14 protein-coding genes and 1 pseudogene are annotated in these 17909 nt (G+C 56.3%); 5 read left to right on the top strand and 10 right to left on the bottom strand.

The window, feature by feature from the left end; all coding sequences use genetic code 11:
* Positions 1 to 61 precede the first annotated feature (61 nt).
* The gene (locus tag C7387_RS09990; RefSeq protein WP_120816596.1) at positions 62 to 1438 is read left to right on the top strand and encodes a glycoside hydrolase family 1 protein; all 1377 of its coding nucleotides are present in this window, start codon (positions 62 to 64) and stop codon (positions 1436 to 1438) included.
* Positions 1439 to 1473: 35 nt separating this feature from the next.
* Positions 1474 to 2190: a GntR family transcriptional regulator gene (locus tag C7387_RS09985; RefSeq protein ID WP_006819162.1), complete on the top strand. Its 717-nt coding sequence runs from the start codon at positions 1474 to 1476 to the stop codon at positions 2188 to 2190.
* Between the two features lie 48 nt (positions 2191 to 2238).
* On the opposite strand, the gene ldtB is transcribed toward C7387_RS09985, so the two are convergent.
* Complete coding sequence (gene ldtB, locus C7387_RS09980) at positions 2239 to 3159, bottom strand: L,D-transpeptidase (RefSeq protein ID WP_006819163.1); 921 nt, start codon at positions 3157 to 3159, stop codon at positions 2239 to 2241.
* Between the two features lie 259 nt (positions 3160 to 3418).
* Here ldtB and C7387_RS09975 point away from each other — a divergent pair, with 259 nt between their 5' ends.
* On the top strand, positions 3419 to 5014 hold the full coding sequence (locus C7387_RS09975; RefSeq protein WP_120816743.1) for an ABC-F family ATPase: 1596 nt from the start codon (positions 3419 to 3421) through the stop codon (positions 5012 to 5014).
* 65 nt (positions 5015 to 5079) lie between these two features.
* Here the strand turns inward: C7387_RS09975 and C7387_RS09970 are convergent, their stop codons facing one another.
* The 3 genes from C7387_RS09970 to C7387_RS09960 form a co-directional block, all read right to left on the bottom strand.
* Complete coding sequence (locus C7387_RS09970; RefSeq protein WP_006819165.1) at positions 5080 to 5325, bottom strand: hypothetical protein; 246 nt, start codon at positions 5323 to 5325, stop codon at positions 5080 to 5082.
* Between the two features lie 123 nt (positions 5326 to 5448).
* Positions 5449 to 7815: a glycoside hydrolase family 31 protein gene (locus C7387_RS09965; RefSeq protein ID WP_120816595.1), complete on the bottom strand. Its 2367-nt coding sequence runs from the start codon at positions 7813 to 7815 to the stop codon at positions 5449 to 5451.
* A 15-nt stretch (positions 7816 to 7830) separates the two neighbouring features.
* The gene (locus tag C7387_RS09960) at positions 7831 to 9132 is read right to left on the bottom strand and encodes an MFS transporter (RefSeq protein WP_040903424.1); all 1302 of its coding nucleotides are present in this window, start codon (positions 9130 to 9132) and stop codon (positions 7831 to 7833) included.
* A gap of 300 nt (positions 9133 to 9432) precedes the next feature.
* Here C7387_RS09960 and C7387_RS09955 point away from each other — a divergent pair, with 300 nt between their 5' ends.
* On the top strand, positions 9433 to 10506 hold the full coding sequence (locus tag C7387_RS09955; protein ID WP_006819169.1) for a LacI family DNA-binding transcriptional regulator: 1074 nt from the start codon (positions 9433 to 9435) through the stop codon (positions 10504 to 10506).
* Here C7387_RS09955 and C7387_RS09950 read toward each other — a convergent pair.
* The 4 genes from C7387_RS09950 to C7387_RS09935 form a co-directional block, all read right to left on the bottom strand.
* On the bottom strand, positions 10503 to 11768 hold the full coding sequence (locus C7387_RS09950) for a DUF1479 domain-containing protein (protein WP_120816594.1): 1266 nt from the start codon (positions 11766 to 11768) through the stop codon (positions 10503 to 10505). The two genes, C7387_RS09955 and C7387_RS09950, sit on opposite strands and share 4 nt — an antisense overlap.
* Before the next feature lie 149 nt (positions 11769 to 11917).
* On the bottom strand, positions 11918 to 12733 hold the full coding sequence (locus C7387_RS09945; RefSeq protein ID WP_006819171.1) for a Cof-type HAD-IIB family hydrolase: 816 nt from the start codon (positions 12731 to 12733) through the stop codon (positions 11918 to 11920).
* Positions 12734 to 12855: 122 nt separating this feature from the next.
* Positions 12856 to 15288 (bottom strand): formate C-acetyltransferase/glycerol dehydratase family glycyl radical enzyme, encoded by a 2433-nt coding sequence (locus tag C7387_RS09940; protein ID WP_120816593.1) that lies wholly within the window; start codon positions 15286 to 15288, stop codon positions 12856 to 12858.
* 4 nt (positions 15289 to 15292) lie between these two features.
* On the bottom strand, positions 15293 to 16192 hold the full coding sequence (locus C7387_RS09935) for a glycyl-radical enzyme activating protein (protein ID WP_120816592.1): 900 nt from the start codon (positions 16190 to 16192) through the stop codon (positions 15293 to 15295).
* A gap of 139 nt (positions 16193 to 16331) precedes the next feature.
* Between C7387_RS09935 and fsa the strand changes: the two genes are divergently transcribed.
* Complete coding sequence (fsa, locus tag C7387_RS09930) at positions 16332 to 16994, top strand: fructose-6-phosphate aldolase (protein ID WP_006819174.1); 663 nt, start codon at positions 16332 to 16334, stop codon at positions 16992 to 16994.
* Positions 16995 to 17037: 43 nt separating this feature from the next.
* Here fsa and C7387_RS09925 read toward each other — a convergent pair whose 3' ends face one another.
* Positions 17038 to 17646, bottom strand: coding sequence for a DUF2931 family protein (locus C7387_RS09925; protein ID WP_244922359.1), 609 nt, complete (start codon positions 17644 to 17646; stop codon positions 17038 to 17040).
* Between the two features lie 82 nt (positions 17647 to 17728).
* Positions 17729 to 17909: pseudogene (locus C7387_RS09920) on the bottom strand (DUF2931 family protein); the annotation flags it as partial.

The raw sequence follows: 17909 nt of genomic DNA, 5'->3' as shown, positions 1-17909 counted from the left end.
CTGCTCGCTATTAATATGACTAGTCATTATAGTTAAATGACTAGTCATATTACGGAGCGACGTGATGAAAAAGCTGCCAGCCGATTTTTTATGGGGTAACTCAGTATCCAGCATGCAGACCGAAGGGGCATGGAACGAGGGGGGAAAAGGGATGTCGGTGTACGACATTCGCGAGCCGGGTGAAAATTCGTCAGACTGGAAAGTGGCGACCGATTCCTACCATCGCTACGAAGAAGATTTCGATTTGATGAAAGATCTGGGCATGAACTGCTATCGCTTCCAGATTGCCTGGAGCCGCGTCTGCCCGACCGGCGATGGGGCGTTTAACGAAGAGGGCATTGCTTTCTATCACCGCTTTATCGACGCGCTGATCGCCCGCGGCATCGAGCCGATGATTTGCCTGTACCACTTCGATATGCCGCTGCATCTGGCAAATGAGTATAACGGCTTCACCGATCGCCGGGTGATGGAGGCGTTCGTGCGCTACGGGCAGAAGATGATCGACTGCTACGGTAGCAAGGTGAAATACTGGCTGACCTTCAACGAGCAGAACCTCTATCACGGCCCGGAGGCGTTTCTGATTTCCGGCTATACGCGGGGTGACAAAACCCTGCGCGACATGTACGCCATCCAGCATCATGTGATGATGGCCCACGCTCACCTCACCCACTACCTGCATGAGACGCACCCGCGGCAGCTGATGGGCGGTATGCTGGCGCATGCGCTGGTGTATCCGGCCACCTGCAAACCACGGGATTACCTCTGCGCGCAGCAGTTAGATGAGTTCTTCAACCAGAACCTGCTGCGGGTCTATGCGGGGGAAGGCTACAGCCCGGAAGTGCTGACGCTGGTGGCGCGTGAAGGTTTTAACGATATCTACCGTGAAGAAGATCTGGCGCTGCTCGCCACCATCAAAAATGACTACCTGGCGTTCAGCTATTACGCCAGCCGCACCCTGGACAGCGATGCGATTCCGCAAGGGACCCCGGTCAACAACTACATGCTGTTTGGTGATAAACGTAACCCGTTCCTGAAAGCCACCGAGTGGAACTGGCAGATAGATCCGCTGGGGTTCCGCACAATCATCACCCGCTATTACAACGACTGGCGGATGCCGGTATTCCCAATTGAAAACGGTATTGGGGTGATTGAGGCGTGGGATGGGGTGAACCCTGTCGAAGATGATTACCGTATCGACTATCACCGTGAGCATATTAACGCGATGCGCGCGGCGATGGAGGAGGATGGCGCAGAGGTTATCGGCTATCTCGGCTGGGGGCTTATCGATATTCTCAGCTCGCAGGGCGATATGCGTAAACGCTACGGCGTGGTGTACGTTAACCGCGATAACCACGACCTCAAAGACCTGAAACGCGTACCGAAGAAAAGTTACGCCTGGCTGAAGCGGGCTATTCACAGCAACGGCGAAGAAATGTAACCTGCCGGCGCTCACTTACCACGAAAGGAACAGGCATGGCGGCGAAGTATCTCACCATCGCGCGGGAAATCCGCAAACGGATAATCAGCCAGCAGTATCACGATGGCGAACCGCTACCCGATCAGCACGCGCTGGCGGCCGAGTTTGGGACCAGCCGGATGACCATTCAGCAGGCGATGCGTCAGCTGATTGTCGAAGGGGTTATCTACACCCGCCAGGGGCAGGGCACCTTCGTGCGTAAAAACTTCCGCCAGCTCTCGCAGTGGGATCTGGCGGGCAGCGACTATTTTGGCGCCACCAGGACCTGGGAGCATCTCGGGAAAGTGGGCAGCGAGGTACTGCGCTTTGAACTGCGTTTCCCCTCCGAGCAGGAGCAGACCGCGCTAATGATTGATGCCGATGCGCCGGTGTATGATTTTGTCCGTCTGCGGTTGCTCAACGGTGAGGTGATTTCTCTCGACACGACCGTGATGCCGGTGGCGCTGGTACCCGGGCTAAATAAAAGTCATCTTGAGAGCTCTGTGTTTCGCTATGTGCAGGAAACGCTGGAGCTTAAAATCATGGGATCGTATCGGGTGGTTCGGGCAATTAAAGCCGGAGCGTTGGATAAAACGCATCTGGTGCAGGAGCCTGCCGACCCGGTGCTGGAGGTGGAACAGGTGGTGTATCTGGAAGACGGTACGCCGCTGGAATATGCGCATTGCCACTACCGCTACGATCACGGCGGCATTGTGATTGTGAATAACGGCTAATAAAAAAGGCGGATAAAATATCCGCCTTTTTTGTCTCTGTTGCCTGAATTAGTTCAGACGAACCGGCATCCCGGAACGGTTCTGAATCGCCTGATTCAGTACGTTCTGGTCAACGTCAGACTGACCGGTCACCGTCTGCACCGCTTTGGTCAGGGTGATTGGTACGATTTCGCCGCCGGTGAACTGCGCTTCCGTCACGGAGAGCGGGTTGTGGACTTCCACATAACGGCTGCCATCCGGCTCGGTAGTGGCTTTCACTGGCTCATCAATGAACTGCACGCGGGTACCTACCGGTACGTTTTCGAACAGGAACTTGATGTCTTCGTTACGCAGACGCACACAGCCGTGGCTCACGCGCAGGCCGATACCGAAGTTGGCGTTGGTGCCGTGAATAGCGTACAGGCGACCGATATACAGCGCGTACAGACCCATCGGGTTGTCCGGGCCAGCAGGAACAACCGCTGGCAGCGGTTCACCGGCTGCCGCATATTCCGCGTGCATTTTCGCCGTTGGGGTCCAGGTCGGGCCCGCTTTCTTACGTTCAACCTTAGTCGTCCAGTTGATTGGCGTATCTTTGCCTAACTGGCCGATACCGATTGGCAGTACCAGAACGGTATTGGTGCCTTTCGGGTAGTAATACAGACGCATTTCCGCACTGTTGATGACAATACCTTCATGCACGGTATCCGGCAGGATCAACTGCTGAGGAATGTTCAGCACGGTGCCGCCTTTCGGCAGGTAGGTGTCCACGCCAGGGTTAGCCTCCAGCATGTTAGACAGGCCCATCTGGTACTTCGCCGCAAAATACTCCAGCGGCTGGGTATTGCCTTCAGGAATGGTGGTCACCAGGTTCTCACCCACCAGACGGCTACCGTCGGTTGGCAGTGGGTAAGTGACGGCTGATGCCGTATTACAAAAGCCTACAACGGCGAGTGCCGCCGCAAAAAGTGTCGAGAGTTTCATTTTCATGTGTGCGAAGTATCAGGGCCATGTAGGCGGTTGATTGAGAATTCAAACATCAATGGGAGCGCATTATATGTGCATTCCTGCCAACAAGGAATTCGGATGTGTACTAAATCACATTTTTTTTACGTTTGTTTCAACTGTAGCAATTCCCCGGGCGGTTGGAAGCATTTCGGAATAATGGAAAGAAAATGCCCGTATCCGTGAAATATGGTGCGGTTGATGGCATACTATGCCGTTTGTCATCTCTCTCAGGGTATTTCGCGTGTTAGTCTCCAGCAACGTCACCATGCAGTTCGGCAGTAAGCCGCTGTTCGAAAACATCTCCGTCAAATTTGGCGGCGGCAACCGTTACGGCCTGATTGGCGCCAACGGTAGCGGCAAATCCACCTTTATGAAAATCCTCGGCGGCGATCTCGAACCGACGCTGGGCAACGTCTCTCTCGATCCTAACGAGCGCATCGGTAAGCTGCGCCAGGACCAGTTCGCCTTCGAAGAGTTTACCGTGCTCGATACCGTGATCATGGGTCACGCGGAGCTCTGGGAAGTGAAACAGGAGCGCGACCGCATCTACGGCCTCGCAGAAATGAGCGAAGAGGACGGCTATAAGGTGGCCGATCTGGAAGTTAAATACGGTGAAATGGACGGCTACTCCGCGGAATCCCGCGCCGGTGAGCTGCTGCTTGGCGTAGGCATTCCGGTGGAACAGCACTACGGCCCGATGAGCGAAGTAGCTCCAGGCTGGAAGCTGCGTGTACTGCTGGCGCAGGCGCTGTTCTCCAACCCGGATATCCTGCTGCTCGATGAACCGACGAACAACCTGGACATCGACACCATCCGCTGGCTGGAGCAGACGCTCAACGATCGCGACAGCACCATGATCATTATCTCGCACGACCGTCACTTCCTGAACATGGTCTGCACCCACATGGCGGATCTCGATTACGGTGAACTGCGCGTTTACCCGGGCAACTACGACGAGTACATGACGGCGGCAACCCAGGCCCGTGAACGTCTGCTGGCGGATAACGCCAAGAAGAAAGCGCAGATAGCAGACCTGCAGTCCTTCGTCAGCCGCTTTAGCGCCAACGCCTCTAAATCACGTCAGGCGACCTCGCGCGCTCGTCAGATTGATAAAATCAAACTCGACGAAGTCAAAGCCTCCAGCCGTCAGAACCCGTTCATCCGCTTTGAACAGGATAAGAAACTGTTCCGTAACGCGCTGGAAGTCGAAGCGCTGGCGAAAGGTTTTGAGGACGGCCCGCTGTTTAAAAACTTCAACCTGCTGCTGGAAGTGGGCGAGAAGATTGCCATTATCGGTGCCAACGGCGTGGGTAAATCAACCATGCTGAAAACCCTGGTAGGCGAGCTTCAGCCTGACAACGGTAGCGTGAAATGGTCTGAAAACGCGCAGGTGGGTTACTACGCGCAGGACCATGAGTATGAGTTCGAAAACTCCCTGACCGTCTTCGACTGGATGAGCCAGTGGAAGCAGGAAGGCGACGACGAGCAGGCTGTGCGCAGCATTCTGGGTCGTCTGCTGTTCAGCCAGGACGATATCAAAAAGCCTGCCAAAGTGCTCTCCGGTGGTGAAAAAGGCCGCATGCTGTTTGGTAAGCTGATGATGGAAAAACCAAACATCCTGGTAATGGACGAACCAACCAACCACCTGGATATGGAATCTATCGAATCGCTGAACATGGCGCTGGAAATGTATCAGGGCACCCTGATTTTCGTTTCCCACGACCGTGAGTTTGTGAGCTCGCTGGCGACCCGCGTGATTGAAATTACGCCAGAGCGCGTGGTGGACTTCACCGGTAATTACGAAGATTATCTGCGTAGCAAAGGGATCGACGGTTAACTTCCCTTCACCCTGACCCTCTCCCTAAGGGAGAGGGGACTGTCTGGTGCCATTTTCTCGGGCACTTACCGTTGAGAATGTGGTACCGGCATGGGGTAAACAGTGCTGCTGACCGATGTGCCACTGAATGCCGCCGGACCATAAGCCTGCGCAATTGCACCATCATTATCGTCATCAGAAAACTGACTCAGAGCCGGGGTATTTTTCTGCGAGCTCTGGGCGGCAACTTCCTGTACGGGTTTTTCCTGAAATGCCAGCGCGCTTGTGGAACTAAGCAGTAGTGCAATGGAAACGGCGGTTACTATTTTCATGGTCTCGGATCCGCAGGGGAAGGGGCTCTTTGAGGGTATAACTGGCGTAATTAAAACGCCATGAGCAGTTACACTCATGGCGTATTTTGTTACTGATGGAAACTATCGGCTTAGTTTATCGGCTTAGTTTCGTACCCAGGTATCGGCGGCGACACCGTTAATCAGCAGTTTGCGCTTGTCACCTGCAGGGAGCGTTACCTGCAGCGTTTTCCACGCCGGAACATAATCACCGCGGGCGCTCACCTTCAGGTTGACCGTATTCGCACTGCACGCCATTTCCCACTCCAGCCACAGCGCGTTGCCGTCTTTATAGCCCCAGCTTTCGCCATCGTCTTCAAACAGCAGTCCGAAGGTTGTCCCCACGCCTTTCAGCGGGAACAGGCGCAGTTCTCGTTGGTCATCTTTCTTCGCATTAACCCAGGTAATACGCTCGCTAAGCGGCAGACCGGCACCGGCGCGCACCAGCAGCGGCAGTTTTTCCAGCGGAGCATCGAGAGTTATCCACTGGCCGCCGGAGAACCACTCGTGGCTGTAGAAATCATACCAGCCGGCTTCATTGGCGGGCAGCCACACGCGGCGCTCGCGCTGGCCTGGCTCCACCACGCTTGCTACCAGAATATCGCGACCCAGCAGGAAGTCGTCGCACTCCTCGAAGGTCTGCTCGTCATGTTCGTGATCGAGGAAAGTGGAGCGTAGCATTGGCTCATCCTCGGCGTGTGCCTGCCACAGCAGGGTGTACAGGTACGGCAGCAGGCGGTAGCGCAGCTCAATCGCGCTGCGGATAGCCGGAGTGATCGCCGGGTACATCCACGGCTCGTTGACCGTCTGGTCGTCGTTCCAGGAGTGAATGGTGAAGCGCGGGTGCATCACGCCGTTTTGCACCCAACGGACGAACAGTTCGGCATCCGGTTTATCACCGGAGAAGCCCGCCACGTCATGACCGACGTTGTACAAACCGGAAAGGCTCATGCCAACGCCCATGCGGGTGTTGTAGCGCAGAGTATCCCAGTTGGTGCGGTTATCGCCGCTCCAGGTTTGCACGTAGCGCTGCATCCCGGCGCAGCCGGAGCGTGAAATCAGGTACGGGCGTTTTTCCGGTGCGAAGCGCTGCTGCGCTTCCATCGAGGCGCGCATCATCAGCAGTGGCATCACCGGGCGGATATGCTTAATGGCAATCTCATTTCCGAAGCCATGGCAGCGGGCTTCGCCGTCCCAGACCTCGAATTCGTTATTGTCGTTCCAGGTGGAGTCGATCCCCATTTCCAGCAGCTGAGTGGTGACGCCTTCCTGCCACCAGGCCACGGTTTCCGGGTTGGTAAAGTCGAGGTTGGAGCCTTCGTCATCCCAGAAGCTGGAGCGCTCCGGCATATCGGATTCAGAGTCGCGAATAAACAGACCGCGCTCTGCCACTTCGTGGTAGCGCGGGTGATCCTGCAGCAGGCACGGCTTGATATTCGCCGCCAGGTGCAGACCCGCATCGTGGAAAGCCTGGCTCATCACCTTCGGCTGCGGCACTTTGTCGTAGTTCCAGTTAAAGACGTAGCGCTTGCCGTTTATCGAGGTGTAACCGGAGGAGAGCTGGAACGAATCGCACGGGATAGCATGCTCTTCGCACAGGCGGATGAAGTTCATCAGCTGATTTTGTGCGTCCGGCGCGTCGGTGTAGTGCATGGTGGAGCCGCTGTAGCCCAGGCTCCACTTCGGCCCGAAGAAGGTTTTGCCGGTCAGACGCACAAAGGTTTTGGTCACGTCGAGTACGCGCTTGCCGGTAAACATGTAGTAGTCTATGTCACCAGCTTCGGCCTGCCAGCGGCGATAGGCGGTGTGATAGTTGTCGATTTCTTTACCCAGATCTAACCAGCAGCTGCTGAGGTTGTCGTAGAACAGGCCGTGGCTGACATCGGCGCGCTGGGTTATCGTAAATGGAATATGTTTATACAGCGGATCGGTGCTGACCGCGTTGTAGCCCATGGCATCGAGATTACGCATTTCAAAACGTTTACCGGTGCGCTGCAGATCGCCCGCTTTTTCGCCAAGGCCGTAAAAACGTTCGTCTTTGCGGCGGCTCAGGTAGTGCGCGGCGCCGTCGCCGTGGGCGTTGAGCAGATAGGCGCTGGTCGGGCGGTCGCCGGTCAGGTACTGCCATTCACCGCTCTCGTCACGATAATGCCATTCCAGCCACAGCGGCTGGTGGACGGTCACGCGCAGCTGCTCGGTGGCAATCGTCAACTGGTTATCCCGCTGAACCAGCGTCCATGCGGGGAGAGTAAAACCACTTAAGTCTTCACGGGAGCGACCTTCCCACGGTACATCCTGCGCCGGGGCGATGCTCCAGGTACGGTCGAGCGCCAGTTCGCCTTTGCGTTTAATCAGCACGCGGAACAGATTTTGTTCCAGCATATACAGGCACAGTCTGTGCTGGCCGTCGACTTTCAGCTCAACGTGATGGGCTGACTGCGTTTCAAATGTCCAGTGTTTAAGCGTCTTCATAATTTACATCCACTCTCAGGCGCGTTTGGCGCGACGTTCAGCGATAAAGGAAACCAGGAATACGGCGCCAATCAGGTCAAAAAAGCCCATGGCGATGAACAGTGGGTTAAAGCCAATTTTGTCGGCGGTAACCCCGATTAACAGGGAGAACAGGAAGCTTGCGATCCACGCAGCCGAGCCGCGCATACCGTTAACGGTTGCCATCTGGCCTTTGTCGAAAGATTCCACCACCAGGGCGCTCAGCATGCAGGAGATTATCTGATGGCCGAAGCCGCCGATGGAGATCAGGACGATGGTGATGTAGGGGTCACGGGTGATGGCAACAATTCCCAGCGAAATCATCAGGAATGCGCCGGTGACCGAGCTTGCGACAATCGAGTTGACGCGGGAAGCACCGAACAGGCGGGTATACAGCTTCGTCAGGTAACCGCTCGCGACGCTGCCGAGATCGGCGGCAAGGAAAGGGAGCCAGGCGAACATGGCAATCTGCTTGAGATCCATGCCATGTTCTTTGGCCAGATACAGCGGTACCCAGAAGCTCAGCACCGCCCACGCCGGTTCCGCCATAAAGGCCGGAATAGCGATGCCGTAGAAGCGCTTGTTTTTACCCACGGTTTTCAGCGCGGTCAGGAAGGGTAGTTTTACCGGTGGCGCTTCGTTATCCTGCCTGATGTAGTCCAGCTCGGCCTTACCCAGATTCGGGTGTTTGTCCGGGTTGTGATAGAACGCCCACCACAGTATCACCCACAGCAGTGCCAGCACGCCGGTGAACATAAAGGCACCTTGCCAGCCAAACGAGGCGTGAGCGAAATAGATGATAGGCGGAGCCAGCATCGCACCGATGGAGAAACCCACGCCTGCCCAGCCTGCGGCAATCGGACGCTCTGATTTTGGGAACCACTCGCCGATGGTTTTGGCGTTGGCTGGCGTTGCCGCCGCCTCTGCGCCGCCCATAAAGAAGCGCAGAATAGCGAGGTGCAGCCAGTTACCCGCACCCGCATGGGCGATACAGGCCACGGCCCACAGTGTGGCGCAAATCATAAACCCGAGCTTGAGACCGATAACGTCAATAAGCCAACCGCACAGCGGCTGGAAGAGGGTGTAGGCCAGCTGAAAAGCGCCAACGATCCATGAGTACTGCTCGGTGGTAATGCCCAGGCTGTCTTTCAGTTCCGGGGCAATGATCCCCAGTGAATTGCGGGTAATGTAGTTAACGGTCACGCCAAGTAAAAAGAGGACCAGCACCCACCAGCGCAGGTTCTTAACCACCCGGCGAGAACCACTGGCGGCGACGGTGTTATTAATGTCCTGACTCATAGACATCTCCATCCAGGAATTGTAGGGGGAAGATGGGGTGACTTATCCATAAGTTGTCACACCAGTTAATCTATCTATTTGAAAATATTATCGTTGTTGTTTAAATTGTCCTGATAACTAGTATGGAAGTTGTCGGACCAAATCAGAGTAGGTCAGAAAAAACCGGCTCAATAGCGCTTTTTATGCAAGAATTTTCACAGTGTGAAAATTTATGGCGGGTAATATCGACTCTCATGGTGAATATCAGGGAGTTTTTACCGTGAAAATTCTTTCATCCGCAAACTGGAGGCAGATCACAAAATGGACAAAAAGCTCAAAATTGCGGAAATCTCCGTGCGTACCGGGCTTTCTGCCAGCACGGTGTCACGGGTGCTGGCGGGGAAGGCAAATACCAGCCCAGCCGCGCGGGAGAAAGTGCTCGCCTGCGCGCGGGAGCTGGGGGTGATGGAGGGGATGGCGGCAGGCAGAATGCTGCTCAACAGCCTGCTGGTGTTCGCCCCTCAGCGTGCTTTTGATGAGCGCTCCGACATCTTCTATTACCGTGTTATCCAGAGCATCAACAAAGCGCTGGCGTCTCATGAGGTCCGGCTGCGCTTTTGCGCGCTCGAGGAGAACGACAGCGACGCCAACCTGTTTCTGACCCGTATGCATGAAAACGACACCCAGGCGGCGGTGCTGTTGGGTATTGACGATACCCACATTCACGATCTGGCGGCGGACGTCGGGAAACCCTGCGTTCTCATTAACTGCCGTGACGAAAAGATGCGTCTGCCGTCGATAGCTCCCGATCACCGGCTCATCGGCCAGTTTGCGGCAAACTACCTGTTCGAGATGGGACACCGATCGGTGGTCAACGTGCTGTGCCTGCGTCGCTATACCATGGAGCTGCGCCTGACCGGTATCAAAGAGGCCTGGCAGACGCATAACCTGCGTTTTCAGAGTGCGCGGGATCTGATCCTGGTGTCGAACTTCAGTGCCAAAGAAACCGAAGCGCTGGTGGGCGAATGGCTGGATAATCTTGCCGGAAAAACTCTGCCGACGGCGTTGCTGGTAGGGAGTGATTTTATGGCGGTGGGGGCGATGAATGCGCTGCACAGCAGGGGGCTGCGCGTGCCGCAGGATGTTTCGGTGATGAGCATCGATGGCTTCAACCTTGCGGCGATTCAGGACGTCCCGCTGACCGCGGTGCACGTGCCGCGCGATGAGCTGGGAACGGAGGCGGTGCATCTGCTCCAGCAACGGCTGATTCGCCCGAACGCCCCGGTGGGGACGCTGTTGCTTAACGGCAGCCTGGTGGTGCGGGATTCCGTACGGCGGGTACGCCCGGGCAGCAGGCGTACCCCCGTATCACGGGAAGGTTTGTATGACGACTAAACGTCCATCCCGAGCGCGCGGCGGCCGTAGACATTCAGGTCGGTGAGCGTAAAGCGCCCCTGCCAGTTGGCCTCGTAGTCCTCACGTGGGAAGTCGCCCGGTGATGCCCCGTGCTCCAGCGCGTTTCTGACCTTGTGCGCGTAGGCGAGGTTTTTCTCGCACATCGGCGCTGCCGGAATGTACATCACGTTACCCCAGCCCAGCTGATCTTTCACCGGCGCTACCGAGTGAATAACGTCGCAGTGCCACCATACCGAATCCCCGGCTTCGAGCGCCGGGATCGAGGTCAGCGCTTTAATCAGCAGCGGGTGCCACTGTTCGGAAACCGGCAGCACTTTCCCCGGCGCCACGCCGCACAGCTCATCTTCCGGCACATCATCCAGCAGCGGGCGCAGCAGCAGATACGCCATCGCTTCCGGGACAGGCACCACGTGCAGCAGCCCCTGATGAGGGATCATATCTGACAGCGCCGTCCAGCCCTGGAAGGTGCGGAACACGGAGCATTTGGTGGTGTTATCGACGCTGTACTCTTCCACTTCGGTGCGGTGCGCCGCATCCCACGGATCGAAGTCGTTAACGTTGCCGTTGAATACGCTGGCAAAAACCTGCTGGTAAGCCGGCAGCAGCCAGCGCTCAAGCGCGCCGGAATCGGTATGCGCACCCAGTCCTTTCGAGGTGGTTCCCGGCGGACGACGGCGAATGCGATCCGGGTAAATGACGCTGATATCCGGGTCGAACCAGCGTTTGCCGTCGCGTTCGAAAGTCCACAGACGGTTCAGGAACGACTGCACCGTTGCCATTTCATCGCTCTGGCGCGCCTGCATCTGCGCCTGCGACCAGTAGATCGGGTAAATCTCGGGACGCGACGCCTCAAGCGAACCGAAAAAGGTATCGCCCGGGCCTTTATACACCTCGTCGAAGTGGTTATTGTCGAGGTACTCAAGCATCGAGCGATCCCACGCCAGCGCCTGCTCACGCGGGAAATGCCCTTTAATCACCGCACAGCCGCGACGTTTGATAGCCTCGTGCTGCGCCTCACTTACCTTTCCCTGTGCTAGGTCGCGGTAATCAATCTCCGGCCATACGGTACCCCCTTTGGCTTTCAGTGCATCGATTTCCGCCAGCCGCGATTCAATTCGCGCGCTGAGCTTATCAAAGACCGCCTGCACATCACCTATCCGGCGGCGCAGCGTCTGTTTCATCAGTCGGATGGCTGCTTTGTGGTCGGCGGGCAGGGTGGTACTGGTAAAGGTAAGTGCCATGATGAAACCTCTCTATCTTTCATTCGAAAGTAATTTTGATTACATGTGACACTTTAAGTTAAAAATAAGTTAATGCAAGTTAAATAACTTGATGTTGATGGCAGCAGGGAGAGAAAAAATGAAACCGGAGCCGGGCTCCGGTTTTTCGATCAGGCGTCGAAGGGGGAGTCGTTATCGAGTACGGCCTGAATGACATTCAGCGCGCCGTCGTGGTTGTTATCGTCAGTGTGATAGCGGGCGAGGGCTTTGATGCCTTCGGCGGCGTTACCCATGGCAAACGAGTATTTCACCAGCTTCAGCATTTCAGCGTCGTTGCCGCTGTCACCAATTGCCACGCACTCCTGCGGTGACAGCTGCCAGCGCTTCAGCAGACGACTGATACCGTTAGCCTTATGCAGACCGGGGATAATCAAGTCTACAAAGCCAAACCCGCTGGTGACCGGCTTCATGATGCCGTCGAGGGAAACATGAAGTTTGTCTACCAGCTGCGGGATGTCGCTGTCCGGCAGATTAAGGGAGAATTTGAACAGCTTATCGTCAATCTCCTGATAATCGGCAACGCGCTTCAGGCGGTGATAGTGTTTCGACATCAGTGCGACAAACTCGTCGGGGGCCTTGTCGCTGACGTACGCGCTCTCAAGACCACAGGCCACAAAGTTGAGATGGCTGTCTTTTAGCAATTCACCGATAACGATCTGCGATTCATGACGGGTGAGCTCGCCGTGAAAGAGCTGTTCGCCGTGAGCAAACACCAGCGCGCCGTTCTCGGCGACAAAAGAGATGTCGTTCAGAATTTCAGGGAAGAAGGAGATGAGCTGGTAGTACTGGTTACCGCTGGCCACCACGAATTCGATATTTCGCTGCTTCAACTGCTGGAATTGGGCCAGGAAACGTTCACGATCGTACTTCTTGGCGTCATTAAGGAAAGTTCCGTCCATATCAGTGACGATAACTTTAACGGTCATACTTCTGCTCCTGATAGCACTGCATATCAGGACATTCTACTGACAATGTGACGGCCTGCACAAATTTATTTCGAATGAAAGCCCCTTCTCCTTATGGAAGAGGGGGCATCAGGCCACAGAGGTTAAAGCGTATGTTCAGTACGGGCGATGATATCGTCCTGCGCGTCTGGCGACAGCGCGGTGAAGAAGGCGGAGTAGCCCGCCACGCGCACCACCAGATCGCGATACTGGTCCGGATGTTGTTTTGCTTCCATCAGGGTTTCACGCGAGACGATGTTGTACTGAATATGCCAGCCTTTGTGCACTTCAAAGAAAGTGCGCAGCAGGACCATCAGCTTCTGTTTGTCTGATTCATTCTCAAGCGTCGCCGGATTCAGCTTCTGGTTCAGCAGCACGCCGCCGAGGATGGAGCCTGCCGGCAGCTTGCCGACGGAGCCTATCACCGCCGTTGGGCCGAGATGGTCGGTCCCGGAAGCCGGGCTTGCGCCTTCCGCCAGCGGGGTTCCCGCTTTGCGGCCGTCCGGTGTGGCCATGGTTGCGGCGCCAAACGGGACGTTAGCGGAAATGGAAGAGGTCCCGGCATAGTAATTCCCCCCGATGGGACCACGGCCATAGCGCGGGTTGTGGTACTGCTTCAGCTCGTCGATGTAGGTCTGATAAGCACGAACCAGCAGGGCATCGACGCTGTCGTCGTCGTTACCGTATTTTGGTGCACCGTTGATAAGGCGCTGACGCAGTTGCTCATGGGTCAGCCCCTCGAAGTCATCTGCCAGCGCGGCGGCCAGCTGCTGCTGACCTATCGCTCCCTGTTCGAACACCAGCTTTTTCACCGCCGCCAGGCTGTTGCCAAGGTTGGCGATCCCCACCTGCAGGCCGGAGACCCAGTCATATTTCGCCCCGCCCTGTTTGATGCTTTTCGCCCGTTCGATGCAGTCGTCGACCAGCGCCGAGCACAGAATATCGTGCACGTTCTCTTCAAGCATGGTGTCGACCACGTATTCAATTTCAATCGATTTACGGGTGTAGTAGCGGATCTGCGTATCCCAGGCGGCAAGTACGTCGTCGAAGTTGCGGAAATTCCCTTTGGACAGCGCCTGCGCCTGCGGCAGGAAGATTTTACCGCTGGTGGCATCGCGACCGCCCTCAAGCGACGCCAGCATTACGCGGGCGAAGTTGATAAAGCTCATCCCAGTGCAGCGGTAGCCCCATTTACCGCCGACGGCGGTTTCGATACAGCCGATGGCGGCATAGTCGTAAGCGTCCTGCGGCTCAATGCCGAGCTTGATGAACTCCGGGATCACGATTTCATCGTTGTTGAAGGCGGGCATCCCGAACCCGCAGCGGATGACCTGCACGCAGGCGTCGAGGAAGTCGTTGCTCATGCCAGCGTGATAACGCACGCTGAGGTTTGGCTGGGTCGAACGCAGGCGACCACAGGATTCCAGAATGGTGTAAGAGAGCGGGTTAACCGCATCCTGCGGCTGGCCGTTGACCAGGTTCTGTCCGCCGATCGTGACGTTCTGATACAACGGGCTGCCTGCCGACGCTTTGGAGTGTGAGCCGGAGCGAATTTTATTCACCTCCAGCAGCTTCAGCCAGCAGCTGTGCAGCAGCTCAATGCTCTGCTCGCGGCTCAGGCTCTGGTTCAGCTCCACGTCGCGGCGATAGTACGGATACAGATACTGGTCCATGCGACCAAAGGATACCGAATGGCCGTTGGATTCGATTTGCAAAATCAACTGAATGAACCAGCACAGCTGCAGCGCCTGCCAGAAGGTTTGAGGCGGCTGGTGGGCGATGATGTCGCAGTTTTCAGCCATCATCAGCAGCTCGTCGCGGCGCTGGGCGCGCGACTCGCTTTGTGCCATCGTGCGTGCCAGCGTGGCAAAGCGGATGATGTGTTCGCTCACCGCCGCCAGCACGATGTCGATGCCCTTCAGGAACTGCTCGCCGTGAAGATCGTCGAGAACGGTCAGATTAAGGCGACCACGGCGTTCGTCTACCTTATGACGCAGCCCGTCTAGCCCTTTTTCCAGCAGCAGCGGGAAGTTCACCGCCAGGTGGGCATCACCGGAGGTCATGTTGCCCTCCGCCTTGATAATGCCCGTCGCCAGCAGCGCTTTTTGTTCATCGGTAAACATCCCGTAGCAGCGGTCCTGCACCGTCTGCCCACGCCACCACGGGCAAACCTCGTGCAGTACACGTTTGTTCTCTTCGCTTACCGCGAACCCGGCTCCCGGACGGTCGGAGAGGGAGTCTATCTCTTTCTCAATCCAGCTGACGGTGTATTCCGGGAAGATGGGAGCCGCGCGGACTTCGCTTGCCTGATTACCAATAATCAGTTCATCGTGCTTAATCCAGATGGTACGTTCCGCCAGATGATGCGCTAACGCCAGCGCGCGACGCACAGCAACAGGTTTGTCCATATTCTGCTGATACGCCTCGGTGTAATGGCGGGCACGCTCGGTACAAACCGGCGGCTTAACGATGTGCACCAGCGCGTTTTTATGGGCCTGGATACGGTCTGTCAGGGTGTTGAGAGTCAGAATGGTCATCGGTTTATCCTCGTAAGGTCGCAGTAAGCCCGTGTTGGCTGGCAACTTCTTGCGCAAAGGCCAGCAATGACGGACTGTCCAGCGGCTTGTCAGGGGCGGAGTAGGGTTGGCCGAGCAGGTGATACTTGTTCATGCCCAGGGTGTGATACGGCAGAAAATGGATATCGCGAACGTGCAGCTCGTTGGCGGCAAATTCAGTAATAGCGGTAATAGACTCCCGGTCGGCGTTGAAGCCGGGGATCAGCGGCACGCGAATGGTCAGCGTTTTCCCGGCATCGGCCAGGCGTTTGAGATTCGCCAGCACGCGCTTCGCTGAGCCATCGGTCCAGGTTTTGAAGATATCGCCATCGACGTGCTTGAGATCGGCGAGAAACAGGTCAATGTACGGCAGGCAGGGTTCAATATAGCGCCACGGTACGTGCAGGCAGGTCTCAACAGCGGTATGAATGCCCTGCTGGTGGCTCTCTTTCAGCAGCGCCAGCGCAAGTTCAGGGTTCATGAACGGCTCGCCGCCGGAAAGGGTAATGCCGCCGCCGCTGCGGTCGTAGAAGGGTTTATCACGCAGCACCGTGGCCATAATCTGTTCCACGCTTTGCGTTTCTCCGCAGACCGTCAGTGCCTGGGTCGGACAACAGTCCGTGAGTGCGGTAAAGTGGTCGTTGTTAAGTTTTTCGCGGTGAATAAGCAAACCATTCAGCGCCCGGGTGATGACCTCCGGTGCGGCCTGTTGGCAGAGCTCGCAGCCTTCAAGACACAGGCGCGGGTCGAACAGCAGGGAGCGCGTGGTGGAGCGACTCTCGGGGTTTTGGCACCAGCGGCAGCCCAGCGAGCATCCCTTAAGGAATACCACGGTGCGAATGCCCGGGCCGTCATGTGTCGAGTAACGCTGAATGTTGAAGATCATAAACCACCTCAGTGTTTGCGTATGAAGATTAAATTACTTTCGAATGAAAGTTGAATTGACGCAAATCAAAAAGGAGGCAGGTCGCCCGCGTATACTTTTGAACCATACCCACACTTCACAAAATACCTGAGGCTGAATAATGGAACTCTATCTGGATACCTCCGATGTCGCGGCAGTAAAACGTCTGGCCCGTATTTTTCCACTGGCCGGTGTGACCACTAACCCCAGCATTGTTGCGAGCGGGAAGGTTGCGCTGGAAAGTCTGTTACCGGCACTGCGCGAAGCGCTCGGTGGTAGCGGAACGCTGTTCGCTCAGGTGATGGCGACTACCGCCGAAGGTATGGTGCAGGACGCACGTAAACTGCGGGCCATCGTGCCCGACCTGGTGGTCAAAGTGCCGGTGACCGCTGAAGGCCTTGCAGCCATTAAGCTTCTGAAAGCCGAAGGGATCCCAACGCTCGGTACGGCCGTTTACGGTGCCGCGCAGGGGCTGCTGGCGGCGCTTGCCGGGGCGGAGTATATCGCGCCTTACGTCAATCGCGTCGATGCGCAGGGCGGTGACGGTATTCAGACGGTGGCAGAACTCCAGCTGCTGTTAACCCTGCACGCTCCGCACGCTAAAGTGCTGGCCGCGAGCTTTAAAACGCCGCGTCAGGCGCTGGATTGCCTGCTGGCGGGCTGTGAATCCATCACCTTACCGCTGGACGTGGCGCAGCAGTTTATCGCTTCTCCGGCGGTAGATGCGGCGGTCAAAAAGTTTGAGCAGGACTGGCAGGGGGCGTTCGGACGGACATCGCTCTGAATCTGAGCTGTATGATGCCCTGCCGAAGGTTAAGCCTCTACGGTTAATCCCAGTTGCCGTAGGGGTAGGTTTTACCTTTGATAAAATCCTGCGTGGCAGGGATGAACTCGAAGTAGCCGCCAGGCACAACGTAGTTTTTGCACAGGGTCATCTCGTTGCCGGAGCGGGTGGTGAGCTTGAATGGCTTAATCACCAGGCTGGGACGCCCGGCGACATCGGAAAGCCAGACCTTAACCTTACCGCCAGGGGACAGGCCGAACACCATTGAGTCATACCAGATAGTGTCTCCATTGCCCCAGGTATGATCGGCAGGGGTTTTCATCCGCAGCCAGGTGTCCGGTGCGAACATGGCGCTGGTTTCGTAGGTTTTCTGATCAATATAGGATTCCCAGCAGAAGATCATGTACTGCGGTGGTTTTTTGGCTCTGTTAAATTGCATACCAAAACCGTGGGCACTGACTGACCATTCCTTGACGGAATTTGGGTCGTTTGAGGCGATGTCGAGGGTGTTGAAGGTATACAGATACCCGTCCGTATCAATAATCCTGGCGTGAAGCACCGCTGACGGTAAATCCCTGGGAGTAATAAATGAAAAAAACCACTCACCGTAGGGCAGCGTCCAGTCGCCGCTGGCGGCCTGTTTCGACTGCAAAGGTTGAGGTTTGTGCGAGCTGCAGCGGTGGTCGCTAACAGCAGCATGAGCATTAGTATCTTGTTCATAGCCATTTTCCCTGTTAATCCCAGTTGCCGTAGGGGTAGGTTTTACCTTTGATAAAATCCTGCGTGGCGGGGATGAACGCGTAGTAGCCGCCTGGTACAACGTAGTTTTTGCACAGGGTCATCTCGTTGCCGGAGCGGGTGGTGAGCTTGAATGGCTTAATCACCAGGCTGGGACGCCCGGCGACATCGGAAAAC

The organism is Yokenella regensburgei, assembly GCF_003634235.1.
GTDB classification, from domain to species: Bacteria; Pseudomonadota; Gammaproteobacteria; order Enterobacterales; family Enterobacteriaceae; genus Yokenella; species Yokenella regensburgei.
The sequence above is the reverse complement of the archived record's forward strand: the minus strand, read 5'-3'. Positions and strand labels throughout refer to the sequence as shown.